The 13,024-nt window shown below is 31.5% G+C and carries 13 protein-coding genes; 10 read left to right on the plus strand and 3 right to left on the minus strand.

Annotated elements, in window-relative coordinates:
• Window positions 1–136 precede the first annotated feature (136 nt).
• The 8 genes from AC1Q7N_RS05240 to AC1Q7N_RS05275 all read left to right on the plus strand — a co-directional run bounded on the left by AC1Q7N_RS05240 (window position 137) and on the right by AC1Q7N_RS05275 (window position 6,944).
• A complete protein-coding gene (locus AC1Q7N_RS05240) occupies window positions 137–415 on the plus strand; it encodes a UPF0223 family protein (protein WP_001833064.1) in 279 nt (92 codons plus the stop codon).
• A 138-nt stretch (window positions 416–553) separates the two neighbouring features.
• Complete coding sequence (locus AC1Q7N_RS05245; protein WP_002439334.1) at window positions 554–1,093, plus strand: helix-turn-helix domain-containing protein; 540 nt, start codon at window positions 554–556, stop codon at window positions 1,091–1,093.
• A gap of 11 nt (window positions 1,094–1,104) precedes the next feature.
• The gene (locus AC1Q7N_RS05250) at window positions 1,105–2,199 is read left to right on the plus strand and encodes an ABC transporter ATP-binding protein (protein ID WP_002456615.1); all 1,095 of its coding nucleotides are present in this window, start codon (window positions 1,105–1,107) and stop codon (window positions 2,197–2,199) included.
• Window positions 2,192–2,995, plus strand: a complete 804-nt coding sequence (locus AC1Q7N_RS05255; protein WP_001831695.1) for an ABC transporter permease — start codon at window positions 2,192–2,194, stop codon at window positions 2,993–2,995. The genes AC1Q7N_RS05250 and AC1Q7N_RS05255 overlap by 8 nt, the downstream gene beginning before the upstream one ends.
• Before the next feature lie 5 nt (window positions 2,996–3,000).
• The gene (locus AC1Q7N_RS05260; protein ID WP_001831717.1) at window positions 3,001–3,813 is read left to right on the plus strand and encodes an ABC transporter permease; all 813 of its coding nucleotides are present in this window, start codon (window positions 3,001–3,003) and stop codon (window positions 3,811–3,813) included.
• Entirely contained in the window at window positions 3,810–4,883 is a 1,074-nt protein-coding gene (locus AC1Q7N_RS05265) for an ABC transporter substrate-binding protein (RefSeq protein WP_145376317.1), read from the plus strand. Before AC1Q7N_RS05260 ends, AC1Q7N_RS05265 begins: the two co-directional genes overlap by 4 nt.
• Window positions 4,884–4,951: 68 nt before the next feature.
• Window positions 4,952–6,103: a lipoteichoic acid stability factor AuxB gene (auxB, locus tag AC1Q7N_RS05270; protein WP_001831714.1), complete on the plus strand. Its 1,152-nt coding sequence runs from the start codon at window positions 4,952–4,954 to the stop codon at window positions 6,101–6,103.
• A 304-nt stretch (window positions 6,104–6,407) separates the two neighbouring features.
• The gene (locus tag AC1Q7N_RS05275; protein ID WP_145376315.1) at window positions 6,408–6,944 is read left to right on the plus strand and encodes a DUF4064 domain-containing protein; all 537 of its coding nucleotides are present in this window, start codon (window positions 6,408–6,410) and stop codon (window positions 6,942–6,944) included.
• Between the two features lie 212 nt (window positions 6,945–7,156).
• On the opposite strand, the gene AC1Q7N_RS05280 is transcribed toward AC1Q7N_RS05275, so the two are convergent.
• Together AC1Q7N_RS05280 and AC1Q7N_RS05285 are read right to left on the minus strand one after the other, a co-directional pair.
• Window positions 7,157–8,518: an Nramp family divalent metal transporter gene (locus AC1Q7N_RS05280; RefSeq protein ID WP_002456610.1), complete on the minus strand. Its 1,362-nt coding sequence runs from the start codon at window positions 8,516–8,518 to the stop codon at window positions 7,157–7,159.
• Window positions 8,519–8,632: 114 nt separating this feature from the next.
• Window positions 8,633–9,244: a YktB family protein gene (locus AC1Q7N_RS05285; RefSeq protein WP_001831689.1), complete on the minus strand. Its 612-nt coding sequence runs from the start codon at window positions 9,242–9,244 to the stop codon at window positions 8,633–8,635.
• 176 nt (window positions 9,245–9,420) lie between these two features.
• On the opposite strand from AC1Q7N_RS05285, the gene AC1Q7N_RS05290 reads away from it, so the two are divergent.
• Window positions 9,421–10,242 carry an inositol monophosphatase family protein gene (locus tag AC1Q7N_RS05290; protein WP_002467582.1) on the plus strand — a complete coding sequence of 274 codons (822 nt, stop codon included), beginning with the start codon at window positions 9,421–9,423 and terminating at the stop codon, window positions 10,240–10,242.
• 553 nt (window positions 10,243–10,795) lie between these two features.
• Here AC1Q7N_RS05290 and AC1Q7N_RS05295 read toward each other — a convergent pair.
• Complete coding sequence (locus AC1Q7N_RS05295) at window positions 10,796–10,987, minus strand: DUF5325 family protein (protein ID WP_002467597.1); 192 nt, start codon at window positions 10,985–10,987, stop codon at window positions 10,796–10,798.
• 98 nt (window positions 10,988–11,085) lie between these two features.
• Here AC1Q7N_RS05295 and typA point away from each other — a divergent pair, with 98 nt between their 5' ends.
• Window positions 11,086–12,933 (plus strand): translational GTPase TypA, encoded by a 1,848-nt coding sequence (typA, locus tag AC1Q7N_RS05300; protein WP_001831737.1) that lies wholly within the window; start codon window positions 11,086–11,088, stop codon window positions 12,931–12,933.
• Window positions 12,934–13,024: the final 91 nt, after the last annotated feature.

Consider the following 13,024-nt stretch of genomic DNA (forward strand, 5'->3'; position numbering starts at 1 on the left):
CTAGGGGTATTTATTCATGGTGGGATAGAATTCAAAAATGGATTTTATCCCATCTTTTTATGCCAATAAAGGTATACTGTGTTATTTTTAATATATCTAAATGTGAAAAATAAAAGTATATGAAGGAGAGGACACTATGGAATATCAATATCCATTAGATTTAGATTGGACTAATGATGAAATGATGAAAGTAATTCATTTCTTTAATAAAATCGAAAATTATTATGAGGCATCTGTAAAAGGTGACGAAGTTTTAAATGCTTATAAAAATTTTAAACATATTGTGCCTGGAAAAGCTGATGAAAAACAGATTTTTAAAGAATTTGAAAATAAAAGTGGTTATAATAGTTACAAAGTAGTTCAAGAAATTAAAAAAAATCCAAATCAAACTTTATTTAGTAAAGATTTCGACTAACTTTTTCTATTAAATCCACAATAATAAGTTAATATAAAACTATTGATTACGTAGCTATATTCTGTTATTTTTATTAAGCATTAAACAAAATGTTTGATATAAGTAAACATGATATAGCTTTTTTAGGTGGTTAGAAAGATGGATATTGGATACAAATTACGTAATTTAAGAAGAATAAAAAATTTGACACAAGAGGAATTAGCAGAGCGAACTGATTTATCAAAAGGATATATATCACAAATTGAAAGTAATCATGCTTCACCTAGTATGGAAACATTTTTAAATTTAATAGAAGTACTTGGTACTTCTGCAAGTGACTTTTTTAAAGAACCGTCAGATGAGAAGGTACTTTATAAGAAGAAGGAACAGACCATTTATGATGAGTATGATAAAGGTTATATCTTGAACTGGCTTGTAGCGAATTCTAATGAATTTGACATGGAACCATTAATCCTAACTTTACGACCAAATGCCTCATATAAAAACTTTAAACCATCTGAATCAGATACTTTTATCTATTGTTTAAATGGTGAAGTATCACTTCAATTAGGAAATCAAGTATATAAAGCTTGTAAAGAAGATGTACTTTATTTTAAAGCGAAAGATAAACATCGCTTATATAACGAAACAGATAAAGAAGTGAAGGTTTTAATCGTTGCCACAGCTTCATATTTATAGGAGGAAACTGTATGAATCCATTGCTTTCTTTTAAAGATGTCAGTAAGGGCTTTGAAGATGTACAAATACTAAATGAAATTAATATTGATATTGAACCAGGCTATTTTTATACACTATTAGGTCCCTCAGGTTGTGGAAAAACAACAATTTTAAAACTCATAGCAGGATTTGAATATCCCGATAGTGGAGATATTATATATAAAGATAAACCTATTGGTAAAATGCCACCGAATAAGCGTAAGGTAAATACTGTATTCCAAGACTATGCATTGTTTCCACATTTAAATGTATTCGACAATATTGCATATGGTTTAAAATTAAAAAAATTAAGTAAGTCAGAAATTAAGCGTAAGGTTACTGAAGCACTTCAGTTGGTGAAATTAAGTGGTTATGAACATAGGCAAATACAAGGTATGAGTGGTGGACAAAAACAACGTGTAGCCATAGCACGGGCAATTGTTAATGAGCCTGAAATATTATTATTAGATGAGTCTTTATCCGCATTAGATTTAAAATTACGAACTGAAATGCAATATTTATTGAGAGAACTTCAATCCCGTTTAGGTATAACCTTTATATTTGTAACTCATGATCAAGAAGAGGCCTTAGCATTAAGTGATTATATTTTTGTTATGAAAGATGGCAAAATTCAACAATTTGGCACACCAATAGATATATACGATGAACCAGTTAACCGATTTGTTGCTGATTTTATAGGAGAGTCCAACATAGTTCACGGTACAATGGTTGAAGATTTTGTCGTTAATATTTATGGTCAAAATTTTGATTGTGTAGATATGGGAATAAAAGAAAATAAAAAAGTTGAAGTTGTAATTAGACCCGAAGACATTTCACTTGTTTCACAAAATGATGGGCTATTTAAAGCCAAAGTTGATTCTATGCTATTTAGAGGTGTACATTATGAAATTTGTTGTAAAGATAGAAAAGGGTATGAATGGGTAATACAATCAACAAAAAAAGCTAATGTAGGTAGTGAAGTAGGTCTGTATTTTGAACCAGAAGCAATACACATCATGGTACCAGGTGAAACTGAAGAAGAATTTGATAAGCGAATTGAAAGTTATGAGGACTATCATCATGCATAATATCAATAAATGGTTACTGGTTCCTTACTTATTATGGATGGTTATATTTATTATCATTCCAGTCATTTTACTTGTTTACTTTTCTTTTATAGATATTCATGGTCACTTTAGTTTCACAAATTATGAGCAGGTATTTTCAACAAGATATTTAAAAATGTTTATTGATTCAATATGGTATGCCGCTTTAATTACTATGATTACCTTAATAATAAGTTACCCAGCTGCGTACTTTATTTCTTATTCAAGATTTCAAAATATACTGCTTATGTTGTTAATTATCCCTACTTGGATTAATTTACTTCTTAAGACCTATGCATTTATTGGTTTGTTGGGGCATGATGGAGTTATTAACCAAGCTCTACATATATTTCAAATACCTAAATTAAATTTGTTGTTTACAAGTGGTGCATTTTTATTGGTGGCGAGTTATATTTATATCCCATTTATGATTTTGCCTATATTTAACAGCATGAAAGCAATTCCTAACAATATTTTGCAAGCCTCTAATGATTTGGGCGCGAGTACATTTACTACGTTTCGTAAAGTAATCGTTCCTTTAACAAGAGAAGGTATTAAAACAGGTGTGCAAGTAACATTTATACCAGCTCTTTCACTGTTTATGATTACTAGGTTGATTGCCGGGAACAAAGTAATCAATGTAGGTACAGCAATTGAAGAACAGTTCTTAACTATACAAAATTATGGATTAGGTTCCACTATAGCACTTTTTCTCATTATTTTTATGGCCTTTTTACTCATTATTACAAAATCAAAATCATCTAATGGGAAGGGGTGATTAGTGTGAAATGGTACGGAAAATTATATATAGCTCTATTAATAAGTGTGCTTTATATTCCCATTTTCTTTTTAATGATTTATTCTTTTAATTCTGCGGGTAATATGAGTCACTTCGAACATTTTACTTTAGAACATTACCACTCCCTTTTTCATAATGATCGGTTGATGTCGGTGATTTTTAATACAGTTGCAGTGGCACTTTTATCTGCATCGATTGCTACAGTTATAGGTACATTTGGTGCGATCGCTTTATATTACTTACGCAACAAACGGTTTAAGGTTACGCTATTAACGATGAATAATGTATTAATGGTATCTTCAGACGTAGTCATTGGTGCTTCTTTTTTAATTATGTTCACTGCAATAGGACATTTCACAGGTTTAGGTTTAGGATTTTCAACAGTGCTAGCATCTCATATAGCGTTCTGTATTCCAATTGTTGTTATCATCGTCTTACCCCAATTATATGAAATGAATGATAACATGTTAAATGCAGCAAGAGATTTAGGTGCTAATGAATCACAATTATTAACTAGCATTATTATACCTAATATTATGCCCTCGATTATAGGAGGATTCTTTATGGCATTAACATATTCTCTAGATGATTTTACGGTAAGCTTCTTTGTTACTGGAAACGGATTTAGTGTATTGTCTGTAGAAGTTTATGCTATGGCTCGAAAAGGTATAAGTATGGAGATTAATGCCATTTCTACAATAATATTTATTGCTATTATGTTTGGAGTATTTGGATATTACTTTATTCAACATATCGTTAATCGTCAGAAAAAGATGAAGCGAGGTGTTAATGAATGAAGCGATTTTTTCAACTTATCATTTCTGCTATAGTTATTGGTATTTTATGTTTAATGATTAGTCATTGGTTTAAATCAAAAGATAATACCCACTCAAATGAGAAGTTATATGTTTACAATTGGGGAGAATATATTGATCCTAGCTTAATTAAGAAGTTTGAAAAAGAAACAGGTATACAAGTCGTATATGAAACCTTTGATTCAAATGAAGCAATGGAAGCGAAAATTCGAAATGGAGGCACACACTATGATGTAGCTTTTCCAAGTGAATATACTGTTCAAAAATTAAAAAAAGCTAAACTGCTTGAGACTTTAAATCATGACAAAATTCCAAATATCAGAAATTTAGACAATGATTATATGAACTTGTCATATGACCCAAACAATCGATATTCAATTCCATATTTCTTTGGTACCGTAGGAATTTTATATGATAAAGAGAAATATCCTAATGAAACGTTCGATAGTTGGGACGATTTGTATCATTCTCAATTCAAAAATGATATTTTATTAGTAGACGGTGCACGCGAGATAATTGGAATGGGATTAAATAAATTAGGGTATAGTCTTAATGACAAAAATCCGACCCATATTCATCAAGCAGAAAAAGATTTGCATAATTTAGCACCTCAAGTTAGAGGGATAGTAGGCGACGAAATTACTATGATGCTTCAACAAAACGAAGGACATGTTGCAGTAGTTTGGAGTGGCGTTGCTGCACCACTTGTACAGGAAAATACTCGTTATAATTACGTGATACCTAAAGAAGGCTCTAACCTATGGTTTGATAATATGGTGATACCTAAAACTGCACAAAATAAAGAAGGTGCGTATAAGTTTATGAATTTCTTACTAGACGCGCAAAATAGTGCCCAGAATACGGAATGGGTAGGATATGCAACACCTAATAAAGCAGCTCGAAGTAAGTTGCCTAAAAAGGTAAGAAATGATTATAGATTTTATCCATCAAATCAAGAACAGCAACGGTTAGAAGTCTATAAAGATTTAGGTCAAACGTCTCTCAGTGATTATAATGAAAGCTTTTTAAATTTTAAAATGTCTTTAAAATAGCAAATGGTAGTTATTTTTAGAATTTTTTAATATAATAATGTGATAAGTAAGTTAAGGAGTTGTAACGAATGTTAGGAGAGCAATATACACAAATTAAGCGTCCAGCAAATCGGCTAACTGAAAAAATATTAGGTTGGTTTAGTTGGGTATTCTTACTCATATTAACTATTGTTTCAATGTTTATTGCGCTCGTATCTTTTAGTAATGATACGTCAATTGCCAATTTAGAAAACACACTTAATAATAATGAACTCGTACAACAAATTTTAGCCAATAATGATTTAAGTACAACTCAATTTGTGATTTGGTTACAAAATGGAGTTTGGGCAATTATTGTTTATTTTATTGTTTGTTTGCTCATCTCGTTTTTAGCGTTAATTTCTATGAATATAAGAATTTTGTCTGGTTTACTTTTTTTAATAGCTGCTATAGTCACAATTCCGCTTGTATTGTTGATTGTAACTCTAATCATTCCTATCTTATTCTTTATCATTGCAATGATGATGTTTGCTAGAAGAGATAGAATAGAAACAGTGCCATCTTATTATAATGAATATGATCAACCATACTATGATGAGAGAGGTTTTTATGAACCAGAGTCAAGAAATGAACATGGATATAATGATGATGTGTATGAACCTATGCATACTAAAAAGGAAGATAGAAATACAAGACGTCAATTCAATAGAAATGCTCAGCAACAAGATTCCTATAATGGTATAACTGATAATCAACCCGATGAAGATACATCTTCCGATCAACTTTATTCAGACGAATATGTAGATAATGAAGATAAATATTCTCAATTTCCAAAAAGAGCAGTTGAAAGTGAATATGCATCTCAACAAACTGAAGATGAACCAACAGTCATGTCAAGACAAGCTAAGTACAATAAAAAATCTAAAAATACGGATTTTGAAGATGCGCAACAGGAACATATGGAAGGTAATCAATTTGATGACGTAGGAGTTGTTGAACCACAAATTGATCCTAAAGAACTAAAAGCGCAAAGAAAAAGAGAAAAAGCAGAAATACGTGCTAAGAAAAAAGAAAAGAGAAAAGCATATAATAAACGTATGAAAGAACGAAGAAAAAACCAGCCAAGTGCTGTTAACCAACGACGTATGAATTATGAAGAACGTCGACAAATGATTAATAATGAACAAGAAGATACAGATAATAACTTAAATCAACAGGAAGATTCAAAAAAAGAAAATTAATAATTATGCCTAGGATATTTATTGCTGTCCTAGGCATTTTTAAAAAATTCATTATCTGTAACTAGATTTTATATAGGATGATATCAAGATTTTTAATTTTAGATTAAATGTAATACATAATAAACAGGGTATTACTATATCGCTATTTCAAAGAAAGTGAGTTGGACTTTGGATAAATCAACTTGACATCATAGCAACTTATTACTTCTTAATCAATATATGAAATACACTTATTCGCGATAAAGATAAATTTTTAGTATGATTAAATTAACCATAGTTTTAAGAGTTAGGAGGCACATATTAATTGAATAGAAAAGTAGAAAAAAGATTAGCGTGGATTGCAAATATCTTGAGCCTATTATTTTTAATTTTTGGTATTCTATCGATATTTGTTATTAATAACACATCAAATCAACAACAATATAATGAATTAATGAAGCAGTTTTCAGGTAATAATCAAGATATATCATCTGAAATGTTTTTAGTTTCTCTTATTGCGTCATTAGTCATTTTAGGTTTTTCAACGCTATTAGGTTTTGTTGGTACAATGGTAATTGAAGGTAGAAAAAACCTTGCTGCTAGTTTACTCATAGCAGCGGCTATCGTAGGTTTATTTACGACTAATTTAATCGCAATGGTTTTATGGATGATTGCTGCGATTAGACTTTTTGCAAAAAAAGATAAAACAGATGTAAATGAAAATGCTACGGCTCAACTTCGTCAAAACCATTCAAAGAGCCAAAGTGATTGGAATCATCAACAAAACCAACAACAGAAAGATGCTTGGGATCCTGAACAAGAAATCAACAAACAAAAAAAGGACGATCCATATATATATTAATAGGTTTAGATTGATGTTTGACTATTAAATGTTGAATGCAGTCCATAAAAATACGCCCTATCAGTAAAAATAATTGATAAGGCGTATTTTTTATAAAGTAAGAAAGGGACTATACAACTTGAAGTTAACTATATGAATAAATAGTGATAGAAAATGACTTTTTAATTCGTCATTTCAAAATAGAGGATACATTTTCTTTGTTATTCATTTAATCATAATTCTTGGAATGTTTGAATGATAAGATATACGTTAAGTCCACTTAAGACAATTATGAGTAACCAAGAAATGATGTTAATCCATGTTTTATTCTTAAAAGGACCCATAAGATTTTGATTACTTGTAGCTAATTGAAGCGGTATTAACGAAAATGGCAAAGCAATACTCAAGAACACTTGAGAAAAGACAAGTAATTGTTCAATTTTTTCAGTATTTCCTTTAAATACTATAAGACAAATGATAACAGGTATCACTGCTAAAGACCGAGTGATAAGACGACGTAACCAATTTGGAATGGATAATTTAAGAAATCCTTCCATCACAATTTGGCCTGCTAACGTTCCCGTTATAGTTGAATTTTGACCAGAAGCTAAAAGGGCAACAGCAAATAAAGTACTCATAATACCGCCAAGCGTTGCACCTAAAGCAGGTTCTGTTTTTAGAGCCAAATAAAGATCATAAAAACCACCCAAATCTTCAGTTTTAGTTCCAAAAAATAGCGCTGCACCAAGTGTAAGTAATAAGCAATTGACTACAAAAGCGATGGATAGCTGTATATTAGAGTCGATAGTAGCATACTTAATCGCTTGTGCTTTTTCATGAATACTGTGTCTATCATATTTTCGAGATTGTACAATAGAAGAATGTAAATATAAGTTATGTGGCATAATAGTAGCACCTATGATACCTAGTGCAATATAAAGTATCCCTTGGTTTGTAATAATTTCTTTATGAGGCACAAAACCATTAAGCATATCTGTTATTTGTGGAGAAGAAATATAAACTTCAAATACAAAAATGGCCAATACGGTAAAGATTAACGTTCCCACGATAGCTTCAATCTTTCTAAAGCCAAATTTCATGATGAATAATAATAAAAATACATCAAATACAGTGATTAATGCGCCTACAATTAATGGTATGCCGAAGATTAAATCTAATGCGATAGCGCTACCTATAACTTCTGCAATATCAGTAGCGATAATTGCTAATTCTGCAATAATCCAGAACATAATTGCTACAGGCTTATTTAAAAAATGACGTGTCATTTGTGCTAAATCCATACCAGTTGCTATTCCTAATCTCACAGTCATACTTTGTAACAGCATAGCAGATAAGCTAGAGATTAAGATTATGAATAACAAGGTATAGCCATATTGTGCTCCTCCTTGCATGGATGTAATCCAATTTCCAGGATCCATGTAACCAACTGCAACAAGCAATCCCGGTCCTAAAAAAGCCAGAAATTTTTGACTTGCACTATCATTATGATTGAAGTTTATGGTGTTATTGATTTCATCTAAACTTCGTTGTTGTTCATGATTGTTATTATTGGAATTCAATAAAATCACCCCCATTAATATATGATAATATATTAACCTAAATAAAATATTAGGTCAACCTAAAAATATTAAGACGACAAAAATGCTTGAATGACTTTTCATAATTCAAATCACTCAAGCATTTTATATTTATTGATAAAATTTTAAAAATTCATCAAAAGTTTCCTCAACAAATTTTAGAAAAGACTTATCAGATTTTAATCTTTTATCGGTTGGTGATAATGTTCTGGCAACAAAAAATTCACCTTTTTTAACATTTTTAACTCTATCGATAGCAGCATGCAACTCTTCATTACTCATATCCTTGATATAGTGCTTTTCAGTTTTCATATGATCTAGAGAAACACTATAATCACTTGGTAAAGATGTCAGTTTATCAAAATGTTTATCAAATATTTTCACTTTTTCTTCTTTATTTCTACCTTCGTGCATGATACCGAACATAATGAAAAGCTGATTTCTAAACAATCCGATTTGAAAGTGTGGTAACATTTTATAACCACGTTTATTAGGAGCAAAAGCTACCCACGTATCGATAGGTGGATTGACACTTCTACGTGCGTGTTTAGCTACGTGAGCATAAAAAGTTTCACCTGTTTGTGTAGTGAAATATTCTTCAAAATAAGATCCTAATTGATGAAGTTGAGGTCTGACATAGTCATTAAGTGCTTCCATTCTTTGGTCTAAACCTTCGACTTCAAAAGCTTTAAAATCTTTAGGTGAAAAAGTATATTGGGTCATAATATGCCTCCTTTTAATATGATTATGGATATTGTAGCATAAACTTTTAAAGTTTATCTAAAATAAGGATGGTTATTCTCTTGTTTTACGAAGTCTTTTTAAAGGTAAAATAGTGTGAATTCATATAAATTTACATAGTTCTTCATGTATAATATGTAGTAATAGGAGATGATACGATGGCTTTATATGATTTTGCAAAAGGGTTGATACTAGAAGCAGGAAATAAAGTAAGGTTGATGATGCAAGAAGAGTTAGACATTAAAACTAAATCGAACCCAAATGATTTAGTTACAAATGTGGATAAGGCGACAGAGAATTATCTATATGAAACGATTCTTCATAATTATCCAGATCATCAGGTTATTGGCGAAGAGGGACATGGTCATAATCTCGAGTATTTAAAGGGGGTTATTTGGGTTATTGATCCAATTGATGGAACACTTAATTTTGTTCACCAAAAAGAAAATTTTGCCATCTCTATTGGTATTTATCATGATGGGAAGCCTTATGCAGGTTTTGTTTATGATGTCATGAAAGATGTTTTATATCATGCAAAGGTTGGACAGGGTGCATTTGAAAATACACATAAACTTGAAATGATTCAAAATACTGAACTTAAAAGAAGTATTATAGGTATTAATCCCAATTGGCTGACGAAACCAATACTCAGTGATATTTTTAGTTCAATAGTGAATGAGGCAAGAAGTGCACGAGCATATGGTAGTGCAGCATTAGAAATTATAAGTGTAGCGAAGGGTCAATTGGCGGCTTACCTAACACCTAGACTACAACCGTGGGATTTTGCAGGTGGATTGTTGATTTTGAACGAAGTAGGTGGGATAGGAACCAACTTATTAGGCGATAAATTAGACTTCAATCAACCGAATTCAATATTAATAGCAAATCCTAGCCTTCATCGTGAAATATTAAATCATCATTTAAATCAGCAAAGAGATACGCTTATTACACTTCATGAAAAAAGGTTTGGAAAGAGATAGAAAGATGGAATCAATAGAGTTAAAGATTTCAAATTTCTTTGTTCTTCAAACCTTAATTTGAAGAACGTCTTATAAGGAGTTTAGAATCACTAAAAGTTTGATATAAGTATTTTTGAGTTAGTTATCTCTTTATAAAAAAATATGAAAGCCTAGGCACAGCTGTTGTCCTAGGCTTTCATAATGTGTATATGGTCAATTACTGAATTGAAAATGTACTGATATGAGGGTTATTTCATAATGAATTAAAAGTCACATCAGAGAGAATTTCACTCAGTTCATTTTACGAATTATGTAGGTAAAGAATCTTTACCCGAGTGGAACGACGAATTCATGTTAAATTCTGTCTAAGCTACTTCGACTTATTATGTTCATCATAAATAACTCACTGTTATGAAAAGTGTTAGATTTAAAATCTAGTGAATCAAAATTAGATAGTGTCCAAGACTTTTATAATATTTGATTTAAAAGTACAAGTTCTTATCAGTAATACAATTACGTTTAATAACTGTCTTTGTGTGCTTCTAATAAAATCAATACAATGATAAATAAATTTTTAAAGCCAATTGTTTTTACGATATTTCCTTTTCACACTGAACCCAACACCAAATGTTGCAATGAGAAGTATAAATGTTAAAATCATCATTGGAACATTAGTAGCACCTAATGCGAAACTAAATAAAGTTAAAAAAATGACAGCCAATATTGAGAAGATCCAGAAAATACCTTTAGATTTTTTTTGTTGCATCCCATACCCCACCTTTTACTTATCTTTTCAATAATATATGATATAATAAAACAGTTGCAATTAAAAGTGGGAGTATACACAAGAAAGGAATTTATAAAATGACTAATTTAAGAGAAGATGTTCGTAATATAGCGATTATTGCGCATGTCGACCATGGTAAAACAACATTAGTAGACCAGTTGCTTAAACAATCAGGTATATTTCGTGAAAACGAACATGTCGACGAGCGTGCAATGGACTCTAATGATTTAGAAAGAGAACGTGGTATTACGATTCTTGCTAAGAATACAGCGATAGATTATAAAGGAACGCGTATCAATATATTAGACACACCTGGCCACGCCGATTTTGGTGGTGAAGTTGAACGTATCATGAAAATGGTTGACGGTGTCGTACTAGTGGTTGACGCATATGAAGGTACAATGCCTCAAACTCGTTTTGTTCTTAAAAAAGCTTTAGAACAAAACTTAAAACCGGTTGTAGTTGTGAATAAAATTGATAAACCAGCTGCTAGACCTGAGGGAGTTGTAGATGAAGTATTAGACTTATTCATTGAATTGGAAGCGAATGATGAGCAATTAGACTTCCCAGTTGTTTATGCTTCAGCTGTGAATGGAACAGCAAGTTTAGACTCTGAAAAGCAAGACGAAAATATGCAATCCCTATACGAGACGATTATTGACTATGTACCGGCACCAGTAGATAATTCAGATGAACCATTACAATTCCAAATTGCTTTACTAGATTATAATGATTATGTAGGTCGTATAGGCGTTGGACGTGTGTTCAGAGGTAAAATGCGTGTAGGTGATAATGTATCACTAATTAAATTAGATGGTACAGTTAAGAACTTTCGTGTGACGAAAATATTTGGTTACTTTGGTCTTAAACGTGAAGAAATTGAAGAAGCACAAGCAGGAGACTTAATAGCTGTTTCAGGTATGGAAGATATTAACGTTGGTGAAACAGTTACACCACATGATCATCGTGACCCATTACCGGTGTTACGTATTGATGAACCAACCCTAGAAATGACTTTTAAAGTAAATAACTCTCCGTTTGCTGGACGTGAAGGTGATTATGTAACAGCTCGACAAATTCAAGAAAGATTAGATCAACAACTTGAAACAGATGTTTCTTTAAAAGTTACACCTACTGATCAACCAGATTCATGGGTTGTTGCTGGTCGTGGTGAACTACACTTGTCTATTCTTATTGAAAACATGAGACGTGAAGGCTTTGAATTACAGGTTTCTAAACCTCAAGTTATTTTAAGAGAAATCGATGGTGTGTTAAGTGAACCATTTGAGCGTGTACAATGTGAAGTGCCTTCTGAAAATGCCGGGGCAGTGATTGAGTCATTAGGTGCACGAAAAGGTGAAATGTTAGATATGATGACGACCGACAATGGTTTGACGCGTTTAATCTTTATGGTACCTGCACGCGGTATGATTGGTTATACTACTGAATTTATGTCTATGACACGAGGTTATGGAATTATTAACCATACATTTGAAGAATTTAGACCTCGCGTTAAAGCTCAAATCGGTGGTAGACGTAACGGTGCATTGATTTCTATGGACCAAGGTCAAGCAACATCTTATGCGATTATTAACTTAGAAGATCGTGGTGTTAACTTTATGGAACCAGGTACTGAAGTATATGAAGGTATGATTGTTGGTGAACATAACCGTGAGAACGATTTAACAGTAAATATTACTAAAGCAAAGCATCAAACAAACGTACGTTCAGCTACTAAAGATCAAACACAAACGATGAATCGTCCTAGAATTTTAACATTAGAAGAAGCGTTACAATTTATCAATGATGATGAATTGGTGGAAGTAACTCCTGAAAGTATTCGCTTAAGAAAGAAAATACTTAATAAATCTGCCCGTGAAAAAGAAGCAAAAAGAGTTAAACAATTAATGCAAGACGAACAATAATTTAAATATATTACAAACATACTAAGATTAGCTATGAAGAAATCTATGACGATAGATTTTTTCATAGCTATTTTTTATAGTTATAGAGAGA

It is taken from the genome of Staphylococcus sp. GW823-FHT05F06 (assembly GCF_058795495.1).

What these genes read in the sequence shown, in the direction of transcription:
- AC1Q7N_RS05295 (WP_002467597.1), bottom strand. Translation starts at nt 10,987, where the DNA reads ATGCAACAAAAAAAATCTAAAGGTATTTTCTGGATCTTCTCAATATTG.
- typA (WP_001831737.1), top strand. Translation starts at nt 11,086, where the DNA reads ATGACTAATTTAAGAGAAGATGTTCGTAATATAGCGATTATTGCGCAT.
- AC1Q7N_RS05265 (WP_145376317.1), top strand. Translation starts at nt 3,810, where the DNA reads ATGAAGCGATTTTTTCAACTTATCATTTCTGCTATAGTTATTGGTATT.
- AC1Q7N_RS05285 (WP_001831689.1), bottom strand. Translation starts at nt 9,244, where the DNA reads ATGACCCAATATACTTTTTCACCTAAAGATTTTAAAGCTTTTGAAGTC.
- AC1Q7N_RS05280 (WP_002456610.1), bottom strand. Translation starts at nt 8,518, where the DNA reads ATGGGGGTGATTTTATTGAATTCCAATAATAACAATCATGAACAACAA.
- AC1Q7N_RS05245 (WP_002439334.1), top strand. Translation starts at nt 554, where the DNA reads ATGGATATTGGATACAAATTACGTAATTTAAGAAGAATAAAAAATTTG.
- AC1Q7N_RS05240 (WP_001833064.1), top strand. Translation starts at nt 137, where the DNA reads ATGGAATATCAATATCCATTAGATTTAGATTGGACTAATGATGAAATG.
- AC1Q7N_RS05255 (WP_001831695.1), top strand. Translation starts at nt 2,192, where the DNA reads ATGCATAATATCAATAAATGGTTACTGGTTCCTTACTTATTATGGATG.
- auxB (WP_001831714.1), top strand. Translation starts at nt 4,952, where the DNA reads ATGTTAGGAGAGCAATATACACAAATTAAGCGTCCAGCAAATCGGCTA.
- AC1Q7N_RS05290 (WP_002467582.1), top strand. Translation starts at nt 9,421, where the DNA reads ATGGCTTTATATGATTTTGCAAAAGGGTTGATACTAGAAGCAGGAAAT.
- AC1Q7N_RS05250 (WP_002456615.1), top strand. Translation starts at nt 1,105, where the DNA reads ATGAATCCATTGCTTTCTTTTAAAGATGTCAGTAAGGGCTTTGAAGAT.